The organism is Streptomyces sp. NPDC043726, assembly GCF_056436565.1.
In genome coordinates this window covers 183,028-206,005 of record NZ_JBWKCI010000006.1, presented here as the reverse complement: position 1 = coordinate 206,005, position 22,978 = coordinate 183,028, and the positions used below count along the sequence as shown (strand labels likewise).

The 22,978-nt window shown below is 72.1% G+C and carries 25 protein-coding genes; 11 read left to right on the top strand and 14 right to left on the bottom strand.

What is annotated here, in order from left to right; genetic code table 11:
- Positions 1-104: 104 nt before the first annotated feature.
- From AC068Z_RS19190 to AC068Z_RS19180, 3 genes are all read right to left on the bottom strand, one after another.
- Entirely contained in the window at positions 105-713 is a 609-nt protein-coding gene (locus AC068Z_RS19190; protein WP_478556716.1) for an Rv1733c family protein, read from the bottom strand.
- A gap of 308 nt (positions 714-1,021) precedes the next feature.
- A complete protein-coding gene (locus AC068Z_RS19185; RefSeq protein ID WP_478556714.1) occupies positions 1,022-1,849 on the bottom strand; it encodes an MOSC domain-containing protein in 828 nt (275 codons plus the stop codon).
- Between the two features lie 42 nt (positions 1,850-1,891).
- A complete protein-coding gene (locus AC068Z_RS19180) occupies positions 1,892-2,320 on the bottom strand; it encodes a DUF6643 family protein (RefSeq protein WP_478556712.1) in 429 nt (142 codons plus the stop codon).
- Between the two features lie 313 nt (positions 2,321-2,633).
- Here AC068Z_RS19180 and AC068Z_RS19175 point away from each other — a divergent pair, with 313 nt between their 5' ends.
- Positions 2,634-3,914 carry a TerD family protein gene (locus AC068Z_RS19175; RefSeq protein WP_478556710.1) on the top strand — a complete coding sequence of 427 codons (1,281 nt, stop codon included), beginning with the start codon at positions 2,634-2,636 and terminating at the stop codon, positions 3,912-3,914.
- On the opposite strand, the gene AC068Z_RS19170 is transcribed toward AC068Z_RS19175, so the two are convergent.
- Positions 3,915-5,096: a glycosyltransferase gene (locus AC068Z_RS19170; protein ID WP_478556708.1), complete on the bottom strand. Its 1,182-nt coding sequence runs from the start codon at positions 5,094-5,096 to the stop codon at positions 3,915-3,917.
- A gap of 39 nt (positions 5,097-5,135) precedes the next feature.
- On the opposite strand from AC068Z_RS19170, the gene AC068Z_RS19165 reads away from it, so the two are divergent.
- A complete protein-coding gene (locus tag AC068Z_RS19165) occupies positions 5,136-5,921 on the top strand; it encodes a glutamate racemase (RefSeq protein WP_478556706.1) in 786 nt (261 codons plus the stop codon).
- Between the two features lie 87 nt (positions 5,922-6,008).
- Positions 6,009-6,554, top strand: a complete 546-nt coding sequence (locus AC068Z_RS19160) for a hypothetical protein (RefSeq protein ID WP_478556704.1) — start codon at positions 6,009-6,011, stop codon at positions 6,552-6,554.
- 2 nt (positions 6,555-6,556) lie between these two features.
- Here AC068Z_RS19160 and AC068Z_RS19155 read toward each other — a convergent pair whose 3' ends face one another.
- Positions 6,557-7,549, bottom strand: coding sequence for an O-antigen ligase family protein (locus AC068Z_RS19155; RefSeq protein WP_478557269.1), 993 nt, complete (start codon positions 7,547-7,549; stop codon positions 6,557-6,559).
- 298 nt (positions 7,550-7,847) lie between these two features.
- Here AC068Z_RS19155 and lnt point away from each other — a divergent pair, with 298 nt between their 5' ends.
- The 4 genes from lnt (at position 7,848) to AC068Z_RS19135 (ending at position 12,877) form a co-directional block, all read left to right on the top strand.
- Positions 7,848-9,455: an apolipoprotein N-acyltransferase gene (lnt, locus tag AC068Z_RS19150; protein ID WP_478556702.1), complete on the top strand. Its 1,608-nt coding sequence runs from the start codon at positions 7,848-7,850 to the stop codon at positions 9,453-9,455.
- 68 nt (positions 9,456-9,523) lie between these two features.
- Positions 9,524-10,003: an NUDIX hydrolase gene (locus tag AC068Z_RS19145; protein ID WP_478556700.1), complete on the top strand. Its 480-nt coding sequence runs from the start codon at positions 9,524-9,526 to the stop codon at positions 10,001-10,003.
- Between the two features lie 54 nt (positions 10,004-10,057).
- Complete coding sequence (locus AC068Z_RS19140) at positions 10,058-10,861, top strand: 3-hydroxybutyrate dehydrogenase (protein WP_478556698.1); 804 nt, start codon at positions 10,058-10,060, stop codon at positions 10,859-10,861.
- 78 nt (positions 10,862-10,939) lie between these two features.
- Positions 10,940-12,877, top strand: coding sequence for a helix-turn-helix domain-containing protein (locus AC068Z_RS19135; protein WP_478556696.1), 1,938 nt, complete (start codon positions 10,940-10,942; stop codon positions 12,875-12,877).
- Between the two features lie 43 nt (positions 12,878-12,920).
- On the opposite strand, the gene AC068Z_RS19130 is transcribed toward AC068Z_RS19135, so the two are convergent.
- Entirely contained in the window at positions 12,921-14,300 is a 1,380-nt protein-coding gene (locus AC068Z_RS19130) for an MFS transporter (protein ID WP_478556694.1), read from the bottom strand.
- 212 nt (positions 14,301-14,512) lie between these two features.
- Positions 14,513-15,379, bottom strand: coding sequence for a class I SAM-dependent methyltransferase (locus AC068Z_RS19125; RefSeq protein ID WP_478556692.1), 867 nt, complete (start codon positions 15,377-15,379; stop codon positions 14,513-14,515).
- Between the two features lie 208 nt (positions 15,380-15,587).
- Between AC068Z_RS19125 and AC068Z_RS19120 the strand changes: the two genes are divergently transcribed.
- From AC068Z_RS19120 to AC068Z_RS19105, 4 genes are all read left to right on the top strand, one after another.
- A complete protein-coding gene (locus AC068Z_RS19120; protein ID WP_478556690.1) occupies positions 15,588-16,784 on the top strand; it encodes a serine hydrolase domain-containing protein in 1,197 nt (398 codons plus the stop codon).
- A 109-nt stretch (positions 16,785-16,893) separates the two neighbouring features.
- Positions 16,894-17,316 (top strand): hypothetical protein, encoded by a 423-nt coding sequence (locus AC068Z_RS19115; RefSeq protein ID WP_478556688.1) that lies wholly within the window; start codon positions 16,894-16,896, stop codon positions 17,314-17,316.
- Positions 17,317-17,510: 194 nt separating this feature from the next.
- Positions 17,511-17,669 carry a hypothetical protein gene (locus AC068Z_RS19110; RefSeq protein ID WP_478556686.1) on the top strand — a complete coding sequence of 53 codons (159 nt, stop codon included), beginning with the start codon at positions 17,511-17,513 and terminating at the stop codon, positions 17,667-17,669.
- Between the two features lie 178 nt (positions 17,670-17,847).
- On the top strand, positions 17,848-19,089 hold the full coding sequence (locus AC068Z_RS19105) for a serine hydrolase domain-containing protein (protein ID WP_478556684.1): 1,242 nt from the start codon (positions 17,848-17,850) through the stop codon (positions 19,087-19,089).
- Positions 19,090-19,187: 98 nt separating this feature from the next.
- On the opposite strand, the gene AC068Z_RS19100 is transcribed toward AC068Z_RS19105, so the two are convergent.
- From AC068Z_RS19100 to AC068Z_RS19070, 7 genes are all read right to left on the bottom strand, one after another.
- Positions 19,188-19,364, bottom strand: a complete 177-nt coding sequence (locus tag AC068Z_RS19100) for a hypothetical protein (RefSeq protein ID WP_478556682.1) — start codon at positions 19,362-19,364, stop codon at positions 19,188-19,190.
- 171 nt (positions 19,365-19,535) lie between these two features.
- Entirely contained in the window at positions 19,536-21,539 is a 2,004-nt protein-coding gene (locus AC068Z_RS19095; protein ID WP_478556680.1) for a trypsin-like serine peptidase, read from the bottom strand.
- A gap of 91 nt (positions 21,540-21,630) precedes the next feature.
- Positions 21,631-21,930, bottom strand: coding sequence for a hypothetical protein (locus AC068Z_RS19090; protein WP_478556678.1), 300 nt, complete (start codon positions 21,928-21,930; stop codon positions 21,631-21,633).
- A 64-nt stretch (positions 21,931-21,994) separates the two neighbouring features.
- On the bottom strand, positions 21,995-22,195 hold the full coding sequence (locus AC068Z_RS19085; RefSeq protein WP_478556676.1) for a hypothetical protein: 201 nt from the start codon (positions 22,193-22,195) through the stop codon (positions 21,995-21,997).
- 34 nt (positions 22,196-22,229) lie between these two features.
- On the bottom strand, positions 22,230-22,439 hold the full coding sequence (locus AC068Z_RS19080; RefSeq protein ID WP_478556674.1) for a hypothetical protein: 210 nt from the start codon (positions 22,437-22,439) through the stop codon (positions 22,230-22,232).
- 82 nt (positions 22,440-22,521) lie between these two features.
- Positions 22,522-22,713, bottom strand: a complete 192-nt coding sequence (locus AC068Z_RS19075; RefSeq protein ID WP_478556672.1) for a hypothetical protein — start codon at positions 22,711-22,713, stop codon at positions 22,522-22,524.
- Positions 22,714-22,775: 62 nt separating this feature from the next.
- Positions 22,776-22,955 carry a hypothetical protein gene (locus AC068Z_RS19070; RefSeq protein ID WP_478556670.1) on the bottom strand — a complete coding sequence of 60 codons (180 nt, stop codon included), beginning with the start codon at positions 22,953-22,955 and terminating at the stop codon, positions 22,776-22,778.
- Positions 22,956-22,978: the final 23 nt, after the last annotated feature.

The window sequence follows — 22,978 nt, the reverse complement described above, 5'->3', positions numbered from 1 at the left end:
TCGCGCGGGTCGTCGCCGATGACTCGGCCGGTCCACCGTAGCGTGCGCGCAGGTCCGGGGTTGACCAGAGCCGGAAGGCGGTCAGCTGCCGGTACCCGTCCCGGTCAGCTGCCGGTGCCGGTGCGGCCCCAGTCCGGTCCGGCCCGGTCCCAGGCCTGGTCCCAACGGGCGTACCGGCGACGGACCATGCGCCAGACGATCAGTCTTCTGGCGCACTCGACCATGCCGATGACCACCAGGGCCGCGCCGAACCCGGCCAGCACGGCATGGGTGGTGGCCGTCGCGGAGTCCAGCGGGCGGGCGGCTATGCGGCCCTGACGGTCCGTCCATATCGAGAAGCGCTGGCCGGGCTCCGGGTCGTCGATCCGGGCCGTGACCGGGCCGTGCCGGTGGGTGCCGTCCGGGGCGGTCCAGTCGGCCAGCACGCGGGTGCGGACCTCCCGGCCGGAGGCGGCGGCCTCGGGATCGGCGTTGAACGGGGAGTCGCCGAGGGGACGGGCCACGGTGGCGGTCACCTGGTGGCGGGCCGCCCGCTGTTCGCGCACCGACTCCTGCAGCGCGTCCTGCGCGAGGCCACCGGTCAGGGCGCCGGACACAGGGGCCAGGACGAGGACGAGCAGCAGGGCCGACAGCCCCACCCAGGCCTCGGCCAGGTCGGTCGGCCGGCGCAGCGGGTTGTGCCGCCAGCGCCAGAGCCCGCAGATCGCTCGCACCGTCCCGCACCCCCTTCCCGCTCCGTGATAACCCCCCGCGGAGCCGCTCACGCGCGATCCCGGCCGAAGAGAGAGCGAAATCACCCGGGCCGAGATTCTCATGAACTGCTCGCGAAACGCTCAACGAGCAGGCCGACGGCCGGGGTTCCCGCACGCGGCGAGGGCTTACGAGAGTGCCCTGACCGGGGCCGAGGCAGGGGCTGGACCGGGGCTCAGGAGAGGACCAGGACTGGGCTCAGGCGTGGACCTTGACCGGAGCCGGGGCTTACGAGAGGACCTCGACCGGGTCCCCGATCCGGATCGGGGGCTTACGAGAGGACCTCGACCGGGTCCCCGACCCGGATCGTGCCGCCGGTCAGTGGCACCAGGTTCTGCCCGAACACGAGCTTGCCGCCGATGCGCCGGTGCCGGCCCAGTGTGGACAGCGGCTCCTTGCCCCGCCCCGCCGTCTCCTGGTCGGTCGTCGTGACCACGCACCGGCCGCACATCTTGGCCACCCGGAAGGCGACCTCGCCGATCGTGACGCGCGTCCAGTCGTCCTCGGCCCAGGCGTCGGTGCCGGACACGACGACGTTCGGCCGGAAGCGGTTCATGGGCAGCGGACCCTCGCCCGCGTGATCGCCGTCGGCGATCAGGGAGTTGAGGGCGTCGAGGGAGGCCGTCGAGGTGAGCAGCAGCGGGTAGCCGTCGGCGAAGCTGACGGTCTCACCGGGCTGCGCGTACTCCGGGTCGACGGGCCGGCGCGTGGCCGGGTCGTCCATGTGCACGAGCCGCACCCCGGCGCCCAGGTAGGCGCTCAACCAGGCGTGCACGGCGGAGTCCTCGGCGGGCACGGCCTCGACCTTGTCCCGGAAGATCTCCGCCCAGACGGTCGTGCCCGGCCGCGGCACCGGCACGGTCAGCGGGTCCATGCCCGGCGCGGACAGCCGAAGGCCGCCGCCGGGCAGAAGCTCGGCGGCGGCCACGGCAAGGCGCGGTTGCTGGCGTTGTGTGACGACCTTTCCCCCGTCGTCGATCAGCATCCAGCGACGATCACCGGCCAGCCCCCAGGGCTCCACGGCGGCCTGCCGGGGCGCGAAGCCCCGGAACGCCTTGACCGGATGAACGTGAATCGACTGCAGTCGCGGGTTCCCCATGAGGCCATCGTGCCAGGTGGCACCGACCGGCGGGGGACCGGCTCAGTAGCCGCGGTACTGCTGGTTGTTGTACGGGTCCTGGTACATGGGTGCCGCGGGCCGGGGCGCCGCGGGACGCATCGCCTCGTAGCCCGTGGGCGCCGCGGGACGCGGCTGCTGGGGCTGCGGGCCGGGGTAGCCACGTGGCGCGGCCGCCTGCTGCGGGATGTAGGCCGCGGGGGCCTGCTGCAGCGGGGCGGGCTGGTGCGCCTGCGGGTAGCCGTACGAGGGCTGGGAGGGGGCGGCCGGCAGAGCCGGCAGCGCCGACGGCAGCGCGGGCAGGTGGCTGCCCGGGGTGTCGTAGGCGGCGGGGACCCGGATCGGGGCGATCTGCGGGGTTCCCCGCTCGGCCACGAGGGAGTCGTAGATCGGGGTGTCCGGGAAGGAGGCGGAGTAGTAGCCGCCGCCATAGGTGGAGCGGGGGGAGGTCATGGCACATAAGTTAAGCCCACGATGTGCTGGTTGGGGAGACCGATAAGAGGGTTGTTTTCCGTGTCGGCGGTGACCTGGGATCCCCAATGCGAGCGAACTTGGGAAAAAGGGGCGCGGATCGGCGTGCGGATGCGGTAAAGGCCAAGTTCCGAGCGGGTTACCGGCGGTTGGCCAGCGATCTTCTGAGGACTCCTCATGGAGGTTCACCGCTCGTTGGGAATAGGTTGACCCGTACGGAACCGAGGTGCGGAACCGAATGGACTTGCCGGGGCGTGACCTGGCGCGCTGACACGTGATGGGGGCGGACATGTCAATGTCGAAAGGATCCAACGTTCCGGTGCCGACGACGGCGCTGCGCGTCGAATTGGGCTGGCGTTCCGGGCCGGGGGTGCCCGACGCCGACGCCTCGGCGCTGCTGCTCGTCGGCGGCAAGGTCCGTTCCGACGCGGACTTCGTCTTCTACAACCAGGCGGTGCACGCCTCCGGTGCGGTCCGCCACGAGGGCAAGCGGGACGCCGGCGGCCGGGTGACCGACAGCCTCCTCGTCGACCTCGCGCGCGTGGAGCCCGCGATCGAGACCGTCATCCTGGCCGCCTCCGCCGACGGCGGCTCCTTCGGGCAGGTCCCCGATCTCGCCATCGAGGTCAAGGACGCCGCCCAAGGCACCTCGGTCGCCCGCTTCGACAGCACCGGAGCCACCGTCGAAACGGCCTTCGTGCTCGGCGAGTTCTACCGCCGCCAGGGCGCCTGGAAGTTCCGCGCCGTCGGTCAGGGCTACAGCAGCGGCCTGGAGGGACTGGCCACCGACTACGGCATCACGGTCGACGAGCCTCAGCAGGCCGCCCCCATGACGCCCCCCATGACACCCCCCGTGCCGGCGCCCGTGGCGCCGCCGGTCGCTCCCGCGGCGACCATGCCGCCCCCGCCCGCCACGCCTCCCACGGCCGCCCCGCCGGTCAGCCTCAGCAAGGTCACGCTCACGAAGGCCGCCCCCGCGGTCTCCCTGACCAAGCAGGGCGGCACGTCCGGCGCCCTGCGCGTGAACCTCAACTGGGAGGTGCGCAAGCAGTTCTCGGGCTGGGCGAGCAAGCTGGGCCGCCCGGTCGCCATGCACAACGACCTCGACCTCGACCTGTGCGCCCTGTACGAGCTCACCGACGGCAGCAAGGGTGTCGTCCAGGCGCTCGGCAACGCCTTCGGCGCCCTGCACCAGCCGCCGTACATCCACCTCGACGGCGACGACCGCACCGGCGCCGTCGCCAGCGGCGAGAACCTCACCGTCAACCTCGACTTCCAGCGTGCCTTCCGGCGCATCCTGGTCTTCGTGACCATCTACGAGGGCGCGCGTTCCTTCGCCGACCTGCACGCCACGGTCACCCTCAGTCCGCAGTACGGCGCCCCGGTCGACTTCTCGCTCGACGAGTGCACGGTCCCCTCGACGGTGTGCGCGCTCGCCCTGATCACCAACACCGGCAGCGATCTCGTGGTCCAGCGCGAGGCCCGCTACCTGGTGCCCGAGCGCGGGGTGAGCCCGCAGCGGACGGTCGACTACGCGTACGGCTGGGGCATGAACTGGACGCCCGGCCGCAAGTAGTCAGCCCTCGTCGGGCACCGCGTCCGGACGCGTGTAGGTGCGGCCCTTCCAGGCCGCACCCCGGCCCCGGTAGTGCTGCACCGCAGAGTCGACCGTCATCAGCAGATAGAGGGACGCGGTGAACGGCAGCAGGGGAGCGAGCCACAGCGGTTGGCGGTAGTAGCGGAGCATCGGGATGTACGTCCCGGTCATCACCAGCCACGCGAGCCCGCCGACGATCGCGGTCGCCGGATCCCCGGTGGCCACTGCCACGGGCGGTACGAGATAGACCAGCGCCAGCCCGGCGACCGTACCGGCGAGCAGCAGCGGGTTGTGCCGCAGTTGCGCGTAGGCGCTGCGGGAGACCATGCGCCACAGGTCGTGCAGGCGCGGATACGGCCGGACGCTGTCGAGCCGGTCGGCGAGGCCCAGCCAGATGTGCCCGCCGCCGCCCTTCACGGCCCGGGCCAGCGCCACGTCGTCGATGACGGCGTGCCGGATGGCGTCCGGGATCCTGGCCCGCTCGGCGGTGTCCGCGCGCAGCAGCACACAGCCGCCCGCAGCGGCGGCCGTCCGCGTCCCCTTCTCACCGATCCGGCGGAACGGGTACAGCTGCGCGAAGAAGTAGACGAAGGCCGGCACGACCAGCCGCTCCCAGACGCTCTCCACGCGCAGCCGGGCCATCAGGGACACGGCGTCGAAGCCTCCGGTGGCCGCCGCCGCGACGAGCTGTCTCAGGCTGTCGGGCGCGTGGGCGATGTCGGCGTCGGTCAGCAGCAGATATTCGGGGTCACGCGCGCGTGCCAGTCCGATGCCGTGCCGCACCGCCCACAGCTTGCCGGTCCAGCCCGCGGGCGGCTCACCCGGCGAGCCCACGGTCAGCGGGAGCCCGCCGTACCGCTCGGACAGCTCCCGCGCCAGCTGTCCGGTGCCGTCGCGGCTGCCGTCGTCCACGAGGAAGATCTCCGCCCGTCCCGGATAGTCCTGGGCCAGCAGCGAGGGCAGGCTGTCGGGGAGTACGGCCGCCTCGTCCCGCGCTGGGACCACGACACACAGGGACGGCCACGCGCGGGGATCACGCCGGGCGGGCAGCCGTACGTCCGTACGCCAGAAGAAGCCCTGACAGAGCAGCAGCCACAGCCAGGCGGCGAGTGATCCGGCGGCGATCCACACGAAGGCGCTCACCCGCGCAGTCTGCCCCACCGGACCGGCCGGGAAGGGGCCATCGTCTATCGTGGCCGGGTGAAGATCGCGCTGATGGACTCCGGAATCGGCTTGCTGGCGGCCACCGCCGCGGTACGACGGCTGCGGCCCGACGCAGATCTCGTTCTCTCCCTCGACCCCGACGGCATGCCCTGGGGAGTGCGGACCCTCGAGGACCTCATCGGGCGCGCCGTCGCCGTCGCCGAGGCCGCCGCCGCGCATCGGCCCGATGCTCTGATCATCGGCTGCAACACCGCGACCGTGCACGCCCTGCCCACTCTGCGGACCCGTCTGGAGCCCGAGATCCCGGTGATCGGCACGGTTCCCGCGATCAAGCCCGCGGCGGCCGGCGGCGGACCCGTCGCGATCTGGGCCACCCCCGCCACGACCGGCAGCGCCTACCAGCGGAATCTGATCGAGGCCTTCGCCGACGGAGTGAAGGTCACCGAGGTGCCCTGCCACGGGCTGGCCGAGGCCGTGGAGCACGCCGACGAGGACGCCATCGCCACCGCCGTCACCGCGGCGGCCGCCCTGACGCCCGAGGACGTGACGACCGTCGTCCTGGGCTGCACCCACTACGAACTGGTCGCCGAGCGCATCCGCGCCGCCGTGCAGCGCCCGAACCGCCCGCCGCTCGTCCTGCACGGCTCCGCCGGGGCGGTCGCCGCCCAGGCGCTGCGCCGGATCGGCGCGCTGCCCGCCCCGGAGGCCGACGTCGACGGCACCGTCACCGTGCTGCTGAGCGGACGTGAGGGCCCCCTGCCCGAGCCCGCCCTCGCCTACGAAGAGGGACAGCTGCTCCAGGCGGCCATGCCCGCGCGGTGACCGCGGATCCGGCCAAGAACCCCCGGCCGGCCCAGTCACCGTGCGCGACGAGGTACCCGCGCAGCGAAACCTGAGTACCTTATAGCCATGAGGGACCACCCCCACGGCGCGCACGCGCCGCACCCCGACGTCTGGACCGGACGGGCCACCAACCGCGTCCAGTGGCTGCTGGCGCTCGTCGGGGCCGCGTGCATGGCGCTCGGCATCGAGCTGGCCGTCGACTCGGCCTGGACCTCCGGCGTCGCCCCCCTCGCGATGGCCGTCGTCGGCTGCATCGCGGCGGGCCTGCTGGTGCTGTTCGGCACCCTGGCGTTCGTGCACGTCGCGTTGAAGGTGGACCTGGAGTGCCTCGAGGTGCGCTGCGGCCACATGGGTGTGCCGCGCCGCCGGATCCCGCTGTCGCATGTCGCGGGCGCCGACTTCGCTCCGCTCGTCACCCCGCGCCACTGGGGCGGCTGGGGTTATCGCTGGCGGCCCGAGAAGGGCACCGCGGTCGTCGTACGACGTGGGGAGGGGGTCGTGCTGCGGCTGTGGGACGGCCACACGTTCACGATCACCATCGACGACGCCGAGGCCGCCGTACGGGTCATCCGGGACCGGCTCCGCGCGGGGACCACCGGCGCGGCGCACTGACCTCACACCGGTCGGGGCGGGCGTGCCTCCAGCACGCCGGCGGCTGACGCGTCCGGCATCGGGCGGGCGGTGGCCAGGCCCGCCAGCAGTCCCGCGCCGACCGACACCGTGGTGAAGCTGAGCGCGTTGCCTACCGCGGCGATCGCCGCGAGACCGGTCAGGGCCGCGCCGGCGGTGAGGACGACCGGGGTCGGGCGCGGAGCGCGCCAGAGCGCGAACAGCACCCAGCAGAACGCCGCCGCCAGCAGCACCACCCCGACGACGCCCTGCTCGGCCGCCTGCTGCAAGGGCGCCGAGTGCGGTTTGCCGTCGGAGAGCAGCGTGCCGGTCGCCGTCGTGGACAGCTCTCCGAAGCGGCCCGGCCCCACCCCCAGGGCGGGATCCCGCTCCGCCAGGCGCAGGGCGTCCTGCCACAGGTCCAGCCGGTGCCCGGTGAGCCGGCCCTCCAGCGACGCGGCCAGCCCGTCCGGTACCGCCTTTCCGGCGATCGCCCAGGTCAGACCGGTCACCATGGCCGTGGTCAGGGCCAGCCCCGCGATGCCCACGCCCCGGTGGGGCATCCGGCCGGCGGCGAGGGAGCACAACAGCACCGCGGAACAGGCCACGAGACCCGTGGTGGAACCGAGGGCGGCCGCGGTCACCGCGATGCCGGCGGCCAGCAGGCGCAGGGCGAGGCGCAGGGCGGGCGCGGTGGCGGCCCAGGCCGCGCAGCAGGCGGCGCCCGCCGAGAGGGTGAGCAGGGCGGCGGTCGCCCCGGCCTGGCCGAGCGGCGCAACGATGGCGGGGTCCGGGCCCAGGTGCGGGAGGGTCATCGTGAGGGCGACTCCGCCGAGGGCCGCGGCGCACGGGGCGGCCACCGGCAGCAGGGCGCCGCTGATGCGGCCGGCCGCGTAGCCGGCGGCGACCGCCAGGATCGCGAGCAGGACGCCCTCGGGCCGGCCGTCCTGGACGGTGGCCGTGACCAGGGACCAGGTGGCGCAGGCGCCGAGCACGATGACGCCCGCCGCGTCAGAAACGTTTCGTCTTTCTCCGATGTCTCTGGCGCTCTCAGAACCGGCCGCAGACGTCATCCCTGTGGCACCCACCCCGACCCCCGCAACCCGGTCGTCCCCCGACCGTGCCGAACCCCTTCGACACCGGCCTGACCGGCTCGTACGACACTTGCTCCGGCACACCGTAACGGCTGATGGACGATTTGTGGACGTCTTGGGCAGGAGCGTTACGGCACACCGGGCCGCCGCTGCCCCGGGACCGCGCTGTCGGGGTGAAGGTCAACCGCCGTACACTCCCGGAGTGACCGTCACCGCAACTTCCGTGGACGAGTCGGACCAGGTGAAGCCGCTCGTGCCCGCCCGACGCCGGGTGTGGCTCGCACGCCTGTGGCCCGCTCTCGCCGCGGCGCTCTCCGGAGTGCTGCTCTACGTCAGCTTCCCGCCGCGCACCCTGTGGTGGCTGGCCCTGCCCGCCTTCGCCGTGTTCGGCTGGGTACTGCGCGGGCGGAGCTGGAAGGCGGGACTCGGTCTCGGTTACCTCTTCGGTCTGGGCTTCCTGCTTCCGCTGCTGGTGTGGACCGGCGTGGAGGTGGGCCCCGGCCCGTGGATCGCGCTCGTCGTCATCGAGGCGGTCTTCGTCGCGCTGGTCGGCGCGGGCGTCGCCGCGGTGTCCCGGCTTCCTGGCTGGCCCGTGTGGGCCGCGGCCCTGTGGATCGCCGGAGAGGCGGCACGCGCGCGTGCGCCGTTCAGCGGTTTCCCCTGGGGAAAGATCGCCTTCGGCCAGGCCGACGGAGCGTTCCTGCCGCTCGCCGCCGTCGGCGGCACACCGGTGCTCGGCTTCGCGGTCGTCCTGTGCGGCTTCGGCCTGTACGAGGTCGTCCGGCTCGCCGTCGACCGGCAGCGGACCCGGGCCGTCCAGCGGTCCGCCGCCGCGGTGGCGCTGCTCAGCGTCGCCGTCCCCTTCGCCGCCGCGCTCGCCGCCCAGCCTCTGGTCAGCGACCAGGCCGAGGACGGCACGGTGACCGTGGCGGTCATCCAGGGCAACGTCCCGCGCGCGGGGCTCGACTTCAACTCGCAGCGCCGGGCCGTGCTCGACTACCACGCGCGGGAGACCGAGCGGCTGGCCGCCGAGATCGAGGCGGGCAAGGTCGCCCGGCCCGACTTCGTGCTCTGGCCGGAGAACTCCTCCGACATCGATCCCTTCGCCAACGCCGACGCCCGTACGGTCATCGACAAGGCGGCCAAGGCGATCGGTGCGCCGATCTCGGTCGGCGGGGTCGTGAAGCGCGACGGCAAGCTGCTCAACGAGCAGATCCTGTGGGACCCGGTCAAGGGCCCGCTGCAGACCTACGACAAGCGGCAGATCCAGCCGTTCGGCGAGTACCTACCGCTGCGGTCGATGATCGGCGCGATCAACTCCGAGTGGACCTCGATGGTCCGCCAGGACTTCAGCCGGGGCGACGAGCCGGGCGTCTTCACCGTCGACGGCACCAAGATCGGCCTCGCCACCTGCTACGAGGCCGCCTTCGACTGGGCCGTGCGCGACACCGTCACCGACGGCGCGCAGATGATCTCCGTGCCGAGCAACAACGCCACCTTCGACCGCAGCGAGATGACCTACCAGCAGCTCGCGATGTCGCGCGTGCGGGCGGTCGAGCACAGCCGGACCGTCACGGTTCCGGTGACCAGCGGCGTCAGCGCGATCATCATGCCGGACGGGAAGATCACCCAGAAGACCGGCATGTTCGTGGCCGATTCGCTGGTGCAGGAGGTGCCCCTGCGCTCCTCCGAGACGCCCGCGACCCAGCTCGGCATCCTGCCGGAGATCGCCCTGGTGCTCGTCGCGGCGGGCGGCCTGGGCTGGGCGATCGGCGCCGGTGTGCGCGGGCGACGCGCGGGTGACGTGTAACCGTACGCCCGCCGTACTCCCGAAAGAAGCACCGCAGGTGGCCATGGTGGCCCGTTAGGGTCGTGACCATGGCCATTCCTGACTTCATCCGCACGATCCGGGCCGCGGCCGGGCAGCAGCTGCTCTGGATGCCCGGTGTCAGTGCCGTCGTCTTCGACGACGCGGGACGAGTTCTCCTCGGGCAGCGCGCCGACAACCAGCAGTGGGCCGTGATCTCCGGCATCCCGGACCCCGGCGAGCAGCCTGCCGCCTGTGCCGTGCGGGAGGTGTACGAGGAGACCGGCGTGCACTGCGTCCCCGAGCGGATCGTGATGGTGAAGTCGGGCGGGGAGGTCACCTTCGAGAACGGTGACATCTGCCAGTTCATGGACGTCTGCATACGCTGCCGGGCCGTCGGCGGCGAGGCGCGGGTCAACGACGACGAGTCGATCGAGGTCGGCTGGTTCGACGTGGACGCCCTGCCCCCGCTCAGCGAGTACCAGCTGTTCCGGATCAAGCAGGCCCTGTCGGACGAGCCCACATGGTTCCAACCCACGACCAGCGACTGAAGTATGGGTTCAGACCACATGGGGCGCGGCGGGAGCGCTGCCTAGGGTCGGGGCATGACCCCGTCCAGCGCCGCTCTTCCGGCACCCTCCGCCCCCTCGCTCGACCTCGGCGGCCGCACCGCCCTCGTCACCGGCGCCGCCGGTGGCATCGGCCGCGCCTGCGCCCTGCGGCTCGCGGCCGCGGGGGCAAAGGTCAGAGCGGTCGACCGGGACGCCGCGGGCCTGGAGGCACTCGCCGAGCGGTGCCGGGGCCTCGCGGGCACCGTCGAGCCCCACCCCCTGGACCTCACCGACCTGGACGCCGCCGAACTCGCCGCGGCCGGCACCGACGTCCTCGTCAACAACGCCGGACTGCAACTGGTGCGACCCCTGGAGCAGTTCCCGCCCGACGTCTTCCACACGGTCCTCACCGTGATGCTGGAAGCGCCGTTCCGGCTCATCCGCGGCGCCCTGCCCCATATGTACGGCCAGGGCTGGGGCCGTATCGTCAACGTCTCCTCGGTCCACGGGCTGCGCGCGTCCGCCTACAAGGCGGCCTACGTCTCCGCCAAGCACGGTCTGGAGGGCCTGTCCAAGACGGCGGCCCTGGAGGGGGCGCCCCACGGCGTCACCTCGAACTGTGTGTGCCCGTCCTATGTGCGCACCCCGCTCGTCGAGAAGCAGATCGCCGACCAGGCGCGGGCGCACGGCATCCCCGAGGAACGGGTCCTGAGCGAGGTCATGCTCCAGGACAGCGCGCTGAAGCGGCTGATCGAGCCGGACGAGGTCGCCGAGGCGGTGGCGTATCTGTGCAGTCCGCAGGCGTCCTTCGTCACCGGCACCTCGATAGTCATGGACGGCGGCTGGACGGCGCACTGAGACATCGGCGTTCATCCACAAGGGCTGGTTGTCCACAGGGGCTGACAGGGCGACGGTGTGATGAGTAATCCTGTGCGCATGTCCCGCGATCACGTGCAGTCCGCAGAGCGCTCCGCCGGCCCTTCACCGGACGGCGGGGCCGAGGCGCCCTTCCTCGAGCTGCTGGCCCGAGGCGCCTCGGCCGACGCCTACGAGCAGCCGGTGCTGCGCGCCCGCGCCGAGGGACAGCCCGCCGAGCGGATCGCCGCGCTGGAGGCGGCCAAGCTCCTCGCCCTGCGGGTCCGCTCCGAGCTGGAGGGCCGGCGCAGGCGAGAGGCCGAACTGTCCGCGCTCTTCGAGACGGCCCACGACCTGGCCGGCCTGCGGGACCTGGACGCCGTACTCCAGGCGATCGTGCAGCGCGCGCGCTCGCTGCTCGGCACCGATGTCGCCTACCTCAGCCTGAACGACCCCCAGCGCGGCGACACCTACATGCGGGTGACCGAGGGCTCGGTCGCGGCCCGCTTCCAGCAACTGCGCCTCGGCATGGGGGAGGGCCTCGGCGGACTCGTCGCCCAGACGGCCCGCCCCTACGTCACCGACGACTACTTCCAGGACGACCGGTTCCGGCACACCATCAGCATCGACTCCGGAGTGCGGGACGAGGGCCTGGTGGCGATCTGCGGGGTGCCGCTGATGCTGGGGCACCACGTCATCGGCGTGCTGTTCGCGGCGGACCGGCGGGCCCGGGTCTTCGAGCGGGAGCAGATCGCCCTGCTCGGCTCCTTCGCGGCGCTGGCCGCGGCCGCCATCGACACCGCCAACCTGCTCACCGAAACCCGCTCGGCCCTCGCCGACCTCGAGCGCGCCAACGAGATCATCCAGGACCGCAGCGGGGTCATCGAGCGCGCTTCCGACGTCCACGACCGGCTCGCCGAACTCGTGCTGCGCGGCGGCGGGGTGCACGACGTGGCGGCGGCGGTCTCCGAAGTCCTCGACGGCACCGTCGAATTCACCGAGTACGCCCCCGCCGGCGCCGTGGAGACCTCCCGCGCCGAGGGACACGCCGTACGGCACCAGGAGGACTGGATCGCCGCCGTCGCCGCGGGCGGCGAACTCCTCGGCGCTCTCGTGCTGCGCGGCCACCCCGGTCTCGACCCCGTCGACCAGCGCACACTGGAGCGCGCCGCCATGGTCACCTCGCTGCTGCTGCTCGCCCGGCGCTCGGCCGCCGAGGCCGAACAGCGGGTGCGCGGCGAGCTGCTGGACGACCTGCTGGACTCGCGTGACCGTGACCCGCGCCTGCTGCGCGAGCGTGCGGCCCGGCTCGACGCCGACCTGGACGCCACCCATGTCGTGCTCGCGGCCCGCCTCGACGGCGGGTCCGACGACGCCGAACAGGAAGCCGCCGCCCGCCGCCGCCTGTGGTCCGCGGCCTCCCATCTCGCCGCCACCCGGCACGGCCTGGCCGCGGCCCGGGACGGCGGTACGGTCCTGCTGCTGCCCCTGGAACACGGCGACAGCGCGACGGAGATCGCCCGCCGGACGGCTCAGATACTGGGCGGGGCGGTCCACGAGGCGGTCACGGTCGGTGCCTCCGCCCCGGTCGAGGACCTCGCCACCTACCCCGACGCCGTCGCCGCCGCCTACGAGGAAGGCCGGCGCTGTCTGGACGCCCTGAGGCTGCTCGGCCGCTCGGGAGACGGCGCGGCGGCGGAGGACTTCGGGTTCGTCGGCCTGCTGCTGGCGGGGGACCGGGACATCGCCGGGTTCGTCCACCGTACGATCGGCCCGGTCGTCACCTACGACGAACGGCGCGGCACGGACCTGGTCCGTACCCTGGACGCCTACTTCGCCAGCGGCATGAGCCCCGCCCGTACCAAGGACGACCTGCACGTCCACGTGAACACGGTCGCCCAGCGCTTGGAGCGCGTAGGCCGCCTCCTGGGCGACGACTGGCAGAGCCCGGCGCGGGCGCTGGAGATCCAACTCGCCCTGAGACTGCACCGGTTGTCCGCGCCCGCGACAACGCACTGACCCCCGTACGCAGGTGCGTACGGGGGCCGGGCTCGGGCCGGGATCAGCGGGTGTGAGCGTCCTCCGGGTGCACCGCGGCGGGTTCGGCGTCCTCGGGGGCGGAGTCGATGTCGGCGAGGTCCCGGTGGCGGGTCTCCTTGGCCACGCCGACCGCGATGAGAGTCAGTACGACGGCGGCGATGACGTACAGGGTGATGGGGGTGGAGCTGTCGTAGTCGGCGAGCAGGGCGGTGGCGATCAGCGGCGCGGGGGCGCCGGCCGCGACCGAGGCGAACTGGGCGCCGATGGAGGCGCCGGAGTAGCGCATCCGCGTCGCGAACATCTCGGAGAAGAAGGCGGCCTGGGGCGCGTACATCGCTCCGTGCAGCACCAGTCCCACGGTCACGGCGAGGACGAGATTGCCGAAACTGCCGGTGTCGACCAGGGCGAAGAACGGGAACATCCACAGGCCGACTCCGGCCGCGCCGAGCATGTAGACGGGTCGGCGTCCGACGCGGTCGGACAGGGCGCCCCACAGCGGGATCGACGCGAAGTGGACGGCGGACCCGATGAGCACGGAGTTCAGCGCGGTCTGCTTGGAGACGTCGGCCGCGGTGGTGGCGTAGACGAGGATGAAGGCGGTGATGACGTAGTAGCTGATGTTCTCCGCCATGCGCGCGCCCATCGCGACGAGGACGTCACGCCAGTGGTGGCGCAGCACGGAGACGAGTGGCAGCTTCTCCGCGGCGTCGGACTTGCGCGCCTCCGCCTGGGCCAACGCCTGCTTGAAAACGGGCGATTCATCGACAGACAGACGAATCCACAAACCGACGATCACGAGCACACCGGAGAGCAGGAACGGGATGCGCCAGCCCCAGCTGGTGAAGGCGCTGTCGGAGAGGGTCGCGGTGAGCAGGGACAGCACACCGGTCGCGAGCAGCTGCCCCGCGGGCGCGCCGGTCTGCGGCCAGGACGCCCAGAATCCGCGCCGTCGTGCGTCCCCGTGCTCGGAGACCAGCAGGACGGCGCCGCCCCACTCGCCACCGAGCGCGAAGCCCTGCACCAGGCGCAGCACGGTCAGCAGCACGGGAGCGGCCGTGCCGATGGTCGCGTGGGTGGGCAGCAGACCGATCGCGAAGGTGGCCCCGCCCATCAGCAGCAGGCTCAGCACCAGCAGCTTCTTGCGCCCGAGCCGGTCACCGTAGTGCCCGAACACCAGGGCACCGAGCGGACGCGCGGCGAATCCGACGGCGTACGTCAGGAAGGACAGCAGGGTGCCGACCAGCGGGTCGGAGTCCGGGAAGAACAGCTTGTTGAAGACGAGGGCGGCGGCGGAGCCGTACAGGAAGAAGTCGTACCACTCGATCGTCGTGCCGATGAGGCTGGCCGCGACAATGCGCTTGAGATTGCCGGGCGTTGGGGGAGCGGTTGCTGCGGAGGCCATGTGCGCCACTTCCTCGTGTGCGGTGGGGACGGGTACGTGTTCGCACACGGTAGGAACGTGCAGGTCAGGGGCACATGTGGTGGGGCAACATAGTTCTGGGAGTGGCTATGCGTGCTGCCACCATGCCTTTTGGTGTCGGTCGTCGCACTCGGTGTATCCGGCTGCGCGTCCGTGCACTCGTCCACCCTGACCTGGTCAGCCCGCGCGGACGGTCAGGGGCGTCGGCCCCACGCCATCAGCATCCCCGGGCCCAGTTCCGCGAGCCCGGGCGAGGCCAGGTAGTCCAAGGCCTTCTCCACGGTCGCGGTGTCCACCCGGCCCGTCTCCTCCAGCGCGGGGCGCATCCGTTGCCACGTCTGGGACCAGAAGCGGGCCAGGGGACCGTCGGGGATCAGCGGCGGGCAGTACAGTTCCGCGGCTACGTCCGTCAGGCCCTCCTCCCGCAGCGCGTGGGGGTAGGCCGGTACGCCGGAGATGTCGGTGCCGATCGTCGTGCGGAGGGCTTCCCACATGGCGTCCATCGTGTGCCGGTAGGGGGAGGAGCCGTCGAGGCTGTCGGGCAGTTCCACCGCGTCGCCGAGCAGGATCCGGCCGCCCGGATTCAGCAGGCCCGCCAGCCGGGAGATCAGGCGACGGCGTCCGGGCAAGTGCATCAGTACGAACCGGGCGTGGATGACGTCGAACGTGCCCAGGTCCAGGGTCTCGTCCGTGAGGTCCGCCGTGAGCACCCGCAGGCCGGGTTCCGTGAGTCCGGTCAGCGCGCTGGTGTCGCGGTCCAGGGCGACCACCTCCGCCACCCCGGCCTCCCGCAGCAGCCAGCGCGCCACCGTTCCCGTACCGGCTCCCACCTCCAGACAGCGCAGGCCCGGTCCGGCGCCCAGCGCGCGCAGGCGGTGGGTAGTGACGGGGTCGTAGACCAGTGCCGCATCATCGATGCGCTCTGCCTCGCGGGGGTGCTCCGCGTCGAACAGGGTCTCGCCGTACCGGCCGCGTCCGGCGTCCGCGTCAGCGTGGGCCGAGCCCTGGCCACCGTGCCCGCCGTCCGCGCCACCGTGGGCCGAGGGATCCGTCGAGTGCATGGTCCGACGCTAGAGCCGCCGTCCGGGCACGGCCATCGGGGGCGCGCGGGGTTCGGCGTCCGCAGACCCGGCAGGGCCGCCTCAGCGACCTGGGCGGCTCCGATTGAGTGGACTCCCCTGAACGGGTGCTGCAACCGCGCTTCCGCCCGGTAACCGATGGGTGAGGTTCCCGTCAGATCCCCCCTGAACCAGAAGAGGTGCCCCCGCCGTGTGCCGTCCCCCCTCCCGCCGTGTGTTCGCAGCGGCCCTGCTCGTGGCCTCCATGCTCACCCCGCTCGCGGTCACGCCGGCCACCGCCGTCCCCGCCGCCGGCGCCCACCGGCACGACAACGACAACCCCTCGCAGCACGGTCTGGGGCCCGAGCTCACCGCCCGGCTGGACAAGGCCATCGAGGACGTCCGCCGCAAGACCGGGATCCCCGGCCTGGTCGTCGGGCTGTGGATGCCGGGCAAGGGGCGCTACGTCCGTGCGACCGGCGTCGCCGACACCGCCACCGGACGGCCGATGACCAGCGACATGTACGTGCGCATCGGCAGCGAGACCAAGACGTTCACGGTCACCGCGCTGCTCAAGCTCGTCGACGAGGGCCTGGTCGGTCTGGACGACCCGATCGCGAAGTACGTCAAGGGCGTGCCGAACGGCCGCAAGATCACCCTGCGTCACCTCGCCGAGATGCGCAGCGGCCTGTACCCCTACACGTTCGACTCCGACTTCCAGTACGACCTGATGAGCGACCCGAACGGCACGTACACGCCCCAGGAGCTGCTCGCCTACGGCTACAAGCACAAGAACACCTCCGCCCCGGGCACGCAGTTCCAGTACTCCAACAGCAACCTCATCCTGCTCGGCCTGGTGATCGAGAAGGTCACCGGTCGTCCGCTCGCCGAGGTCATCCACAAGGGCGTGCTCCGCCCGGCAGACCTGCATCACACGAGCTTCCCGGACAACGCCGAGATCCCCGACCCGCATCCGCAGGGCTACACCAACCAGACGCTGACCGGCGAGGTCACCGACTCCACCCACTGGAACCCCAGTTGGGCCTGGGCGGCCGGCGCCATGATCTCGAACCTGCACGACCTGCGCCGCTGGGCGAAGGTCGTCGCCACCGGCACGCTGCTCAGCCCGAAGACCCAGGCGGAGCGGCTCAAGACGCTGCCGACGGGCATCCCCGGCACCAGCTACGGTCTGGGCATCATGAACAGCGGCGGATGGATCGGGCACAACGGCTCCATCCCGGGCTACGAGACGGTGACCGTGTACCTGCCCTCCAAGAAGGCGACGCTGGTGCTGATGATGAACACCGACATCCTCTACCAGGGCCAGGAACCGTCCTCCCTGGTCGCGCGGACGATCACCGAGATCGTCACGCCCAAGAACGTGTACGACCCCGTCCACACGCGGTAGCGGCGCCCCGCCGACTCGCGCAGCAGCGACACCCGCCAGGACCGCGCCGGCACAGCCCCGCCCGGGTCGTGCCGGCGTCGGCCTTCTCCCCGACGCCCCGGAGGTGCCCATGCGGCTGTTCGACGACGCCCTGTTCCAGATGTTCGCCGAGCGTGCCCTGGCGACGATGACCGGCGGCGGCGCGGAGTGGGGCGAGTGCGAGCTCACCGCACGGCGGATCACCGACGGCGACCCCGACAGCTGGTTCGAGGAGTGGACGGCGACCGCGGCGATGGTGCGGGACTGGGCGGAGGAGAGCGCCGGGGCCGGCCACCGGGTCAGCGCCCGTGAGGCGTACTTGCGGGCCTCCACCTACTTCCGTAGCGCCTACTACCCGCTCTTCGGCGCGCCCGTGGACCCCCGGCTCACCGACGCGGCCACGCGGGAGCGGGACTGCCTCGCCCGCTTCGCCGAGTTGTGCGCTCCGCCGCTCCAGCCGGTCAGGGTGCCCTTCGAGGGGACGTACCTGAACGGCTACCTGTGCCCCGCGTAGGGGGCGGTGCGGGCGACCTCGTCCGCGAGCCCATGGGTTCCAGCCGATCACCGCCAGCCGGGCGGCGTCCACCTCGGGCAGCGTCACCGCGTGGTCGATCACGGGGCCGCAGGACGTTCTCCCAGCCGGGGCGCATCGTCAGCCCCTGCCCGGCCAGGGCCAGCCCCTGACCCGGACCGGACCGTCTGCCCGACGTGGATCCCGCCGAGCTGGAGCCGTACCTCGCGTCGCCGGCCGAGTCTCCGGCCACGCGTTGGCGGCTGGTACAGCGCGGACTGTGGGTGCACGGGCTGAAGAGCCTGGGCGAGTACGTCGTCGAACTGGACCGCTACGGGCTCTCCGACGTCGTATAGAACATCAGCTGCCCGACGCTGCTCACCGCCGGCGAGGGCAATCCGACCGCCGGTCAGGCGGAGACGCTGTACCAGGCACTGGACTGCCCCAAGACCCAGTCGGGCCTGACGGGTGATCTTCGTGCGAGTCGGCGACGCCCGGTCCGCCGCGCGGGCGGGCCCGGCGAATACTCCGGCCATGAGACGAGCCCGTTCCACAGCACGGTCGCGCCTTGTCGCGGCCACCGCAGTCACAGCCCTCCTCGCCCTCCTAGCCCTCGGCACCCCGGCCGTCGCAGGCAGCGCGACGGACGGCGGCGGTCACCACCGTCGGCCCTGCGTCGGCTCGGACGTGCCCGACGACGGCCCGGCACGCGAGATCCTGCGCATCGCCCAGCGCGCCAAGTCCGAACTGGACCTGAAGTCGGTGATCCTGCGGGTCAGCGTCGACGGCCACGAGGTCGTCACCACCGCGCTCGGCGAATCGATGACCGGCGTCCCGGCCGAACCCGCCATGCACTTCCGGAACGGCAACATCGCCATCTCCTACATGGGCACCGCCCTCCTCCGTCTGGTCGACCAGGGCAAGGTGAACCTGGACGACCCCGTCGGACGGTGGCTGCCCGGCCTGAAGGACGGCGACAGGATCACCCTCCGTATGCTCGCCGCCTCCACCACCGGCCTGCGCGACTACGTCCCCGACCCGGGCTTCGTCGAGGCCGTGGTCGCGAACCCGTTCCGGCACTGGACGGCCAAGGAACTCGTGAACATCTCCACCCGCCAGGAGCGGTGGTACGAGCCGGGCACCAACTGGAACTACTCGCACGCCAACTTCGTCCTCCTCGGCGCCGCCCTGGAGAAGATCACCCACACCAGGCTGGACCACCTGCTGCACCGCGAGATCATGGGCCCGCTCGGCCTGCGCGAGACCCGCAACAGCTTCACCCCCGACATCCCGACGCCCGTCCTGCACGCCTTCACCTCGGACCGCGGGACCTATGAGGAGTCCACGTTCTGGAACCCCTCGTGGACCACGGCACCCGGCGCGGTGCAGACCACCGACATCTGCGACCTGGCCCGCTCGGCCTCCGCGATCGGCTCGGGTGAGCTGATCTCCCCGTCCTCCTACGAGGAGTTGCTGAACCCGGGGACGGTCGGCCTCGGCCACGAGACCGCCAAGTGCCCGGCGACGGTCTGCCTCGCGCAGACCGAGGAGACCCACTACGGCCTGGGCGTCCTCGTCCTGGGCGACTGGATCGCCCAACACCCGCTGTTCTTCGGCTACTCCGCCTCGATGGCGTACCTGCCGTCCGAGCGCCTGTCGATCGCGGTCTCGACGACGAAGGGCACCAAGGCCACGGACGATCACTCGGCCCACACGGTCGTCCAGCGCATCGCCGCCGCGCTCACCCCGGACCACCAGATCCCCGACTTCGGCTGACCCCACGGCTCGGGGGACCTTCGGACACAGGTGCCTTGGCGACCGTATGAGCAACAGCGGGAGCACCTCGTGGCCGAGGGCCACCACCAGACCGACGATCACCACGCGATGCCGAGCCACACCCACGGCGCGGCGAGCGGAGCGAAACCGGTGAGCGGTCCGGCACGCCCGGCGCCGGGCGAGCGTACGGTCGAGTTCCACAGGACGAAGGAGACCGCCGTCATCATCAGCGCCAGGTAGGCGGCGGCCACCCCGCCCTGCCAGGTCGCGTGCAAGGACACACCCCACGGGCCGTGTCGGCGCAGCACCGGCACCGCGCTCAGCGTGACGCGGCCTCACAGCCCAGGGCCAGCGCCGCTGGTCCGCGGTAACGAGATCGACGAGGGCATCGCCGTCATCGGCGAGGCACAGCGCGCCCTGCGCTCCGGCGCGTGACGTGAACAGTGTCAGCGCAGGGCCTGGCCGATGGGACCGGCCACGCTCGCGTGGGAGAGGTACTGGGCGATGTCGTGCGCCTTGTCCTTGGCGTTGGTGACTTCGGGCTGGTCCACCTTGCCCCATCGCTTGTCGCGCAGCGGACAGCCGATGGCGACCGCGTCGGCCGGGCTGAAGGCGTTCACCCACGCACGGACGTCGGTGGGCCGGTGCGGTCCGCGGGCCAGCAGGCGGCTGTTGACCGCGTCCATGCCCAGTGGGCTGCCCACGGTGACGAGCACGACCTGGCCGATCCCGGCCGGCAGCCGGCCGAGCAGATCCATGCCGACGACGGTGCCCAGGCTGTGCGTGACGAAGACGAGATCACCCTGAGCGGGCAGGGTCGCGGACACGGCGTCCAGCACCGCCTCCCGGACGCGCGGCTCGCTCAGGTATTTCGCCACGTCCTTGAAGACCGTGTCGATGGTCCACTCGTCGACGTCCGACCTGGCCGCCACCCAGCCGAGTGCGCGCCGGAAGGTGCGGACCGCGCCGTCGAGGCTCTCGTCGGCCGTGTACACCTCTTCCGGCATCCCGGTCCTGGTCGCCGCCTCGAGGAGCATCTGCTCGTACGCCTCGGCGTCCTGGGCCGGTGGGGTGTGGGCGACGGATTCGTGCGTGCCCATCAGTTCGGCCAGCCGGTCGCCGTAGTACGGGAACCAGGCGTCGGCCGGGTCGACGGTGGGCAGGCCGGCGTGGGTCAGGCCTTGGTTGAGCCCTCCGGCCCATGCGCGGCGCAGAGCCTCGGGGTCCTTGCCCTGCTGGCTCCTGCCGTGCAGGAACACGAGTCGGCGGGTGCCGCCGAAGGCGGTGTCGCGGCCGGGGAGTCCGGTGCGGGCCGCTCGTTCCGCCACGCCGACGCCTACGGGTCGCGTGATCGCGGCAGCGTTCTGCGTGCGCCCCGGCGCTTCCTGGGGCACGGGGCTGCCGAGCCCGGACTCGGGACCCATCTCCGCCAGCAGCGCGTGTTGTGCGGGCGTCGGCCGCAGGGACGCCACATGGCGCAGGACGGAGCTGATGCGTACGCCCTCGTTCGCCACCCAGGACAGGGTGTCCTCGCCGTCGCTCGGCTGCCACGCCGTGCCGTCCTTGCGCAGGGGCTGTCCGTTCGCGTCCGTGTCGGGCACGCCCATGTGATGGAGGGCCACGACCTCCCACTGGTCGTTGAAGACGGGAGAGCCCGAATTGCCGGGCTCCGTGTCCGTTCGGTAGTGCAGGAAATCGTCGAGCCGCGTGATGAGCTTGTTGTCGCGCAGCGCGATCTCCTTCAGCCGGCCGCTGGGGTGGCCGATGATGTTCACCAGCTCGCCGACGACCAGCTTCCCGGTGCGGACGCTGAGCCGGTTCCAGCCGAACACCTCACCCGGCGGCACGTCCCCGTCGGCCGGGGCGAGCGCCACCAGGGCGAAGTCCAGCGGCTCATGGGCGAGGAACAGGTCGTCCGGGGCGAGTTCCACCCGGACGACGTCGTCGGGAGCGCTGTCGACGCCGATCTGGGCGTCGAACTCCGCAAAGCAGGCCTTGGCGAAGTCGGCCTGCGGCAGGACATGGTGATTGGTCATCAGCAGCCTGGGCGAGACCAAGAAGCCGGTGCCGAGCGGTAGTTCGCGGCCCGCGCGGCGAAGGGTGAGACGTGCGACCGTTCTGGCCGCGCGGGCGCCGCGTGGCAGGAAGTTCGCCGCCTGGAGGTCGTTGGAGAGGCCGATGATCCGCTCATGGGCCTGCGGGAGGTCCAGCGGTTCGGCGTGGATCTGAGCGACGACGGCCGCCGCGGCCACGCCGCCCCGGCTGAGGATGCGCTCGGCCCGGGCGGCCAGCGCCTGCGGTGTGTCGGGGAAGGACACACCCTCCGCGGTCCGTGCCTCGGCCCGCTCGCGCGCTTCCGTCGACTCGCGGTACCGCCTTGCGGTGTCGGCGACTTGGCGACGCTGTTCCTCTTGGGACTTCTCGAGTTCCGGCACGTCAATCGTGGGCATCTCTTCCCACCTCCGTGTGCGTACGGATGTGCGGCGGCGGCACGGAGCCGGGGAATCCGGCGTCGTGCCGTCGCCTGGATCTCTCAGCCGCCTAGACCATGCCGACCCACACGCACGGGCCCCCGGGCGGGCAGCTCCATCCGCGTGTGTCGCGACCGGCCGAGGTGACGGGGTCGGCGACGTGGTGGCCGGCGGGGAACTGAGACTCCATGTAGTGTCCGATGACTCCTTCGGGCTGGTCGACGGGGTCGTACGTCCCCACGACCACCAGATAGGGCTCGTAGAGATCCCACCTGCGCTCGATGGTGGACGCCTGGATGGGAAGTTCGAGGCGGATGCCCGCCGCGCCGCGTGATGCGGACGGCCGGCTCCTGTTGGGCTCCTCGTTCATCCTGATGTCCTTTCAGCCGCCGCACCGGCGGTGGGCCGTGGGCCGCGCCGCCGGCACACGGAACTCAGTCGAACAGTGAGCCGATCGCCGAGCCGGCCAGACCGAGCAGCGGCAGGATGGGCAGATTGGGCTCGACGCCGTCGGCATCGTCCCGCTGCCCGTCGCAGTCGGTGGGGGTGCGGTTGACAGCGGGCGTCTGGAAGGGCGTCCGAAGCGCGGTGACCGGCCCGGTGGCGGGCCGCCGCGGTGTGAGCTCGTCGTTCATGACGCTGTCCTCTCAGTGTATGGGAACGCCCGGCCTACAGCACGGCGTCCAGGGCACCCCGAGCGGCCTTGCCCAGGGACGCCCACGGGATGTCTCCCCAACCCCAGTTGGCCTCGACGCCGTCGGCGTCGCCCCGGGGGGCCGGGCCTGCGGGAGCCCGGTCGATCGCGGGCGTCTGGTACGGGGTCCGCAGTGCGGTGGCGGGTGAGGGAGAGCCCTCACGCCACTTCTCGGTCGCGGTCATGATGCTGTCCTTTCCGATCCGGATGCCGGTGAGCGGGGCGGACGGCCTCGCTCGCCGACGTGCTGGGCGCTTCCTCGAGCCCTCAGCCCAGGAGGCTCATTGCCGTCTTCAGGAGGTTGCCGAAGCCGAAGTCGGCCTCGACGCCTCCCGCGTCGTCACCGTCGGCGCCGCGGGCCACGGTGGGGTTCCGGTCGATCGCGGGCGTCTGGAACGGAGTGCGCAGAGCCGCGGGCCGCGTGGGCCTCTCCTCGAGGGTGAATTGCGGGTCGTGCATGGTTCTCTCCTCTCACCTGTGGGTTGGACCGGCGCGCGATCGCCGCCGGACGTCTTGCGTTGCTAGCCGCCCATGCCCCGGCACATGTCACGGGCCGAACCGGTCAGGTCCGCGCACATCGACCTGGCGGCCTCCGCTCCGTGGCCCTCGGCACCGTCGGCCGGCGCCTGCCACTGTTCGCGGTGCACCGCCGGGGCTTGCGGGGGAACCGAGAGCTGGGGGCGAGGTGGTGAGTCGTGCATGACGTCTCCCTGATGGATGGGGT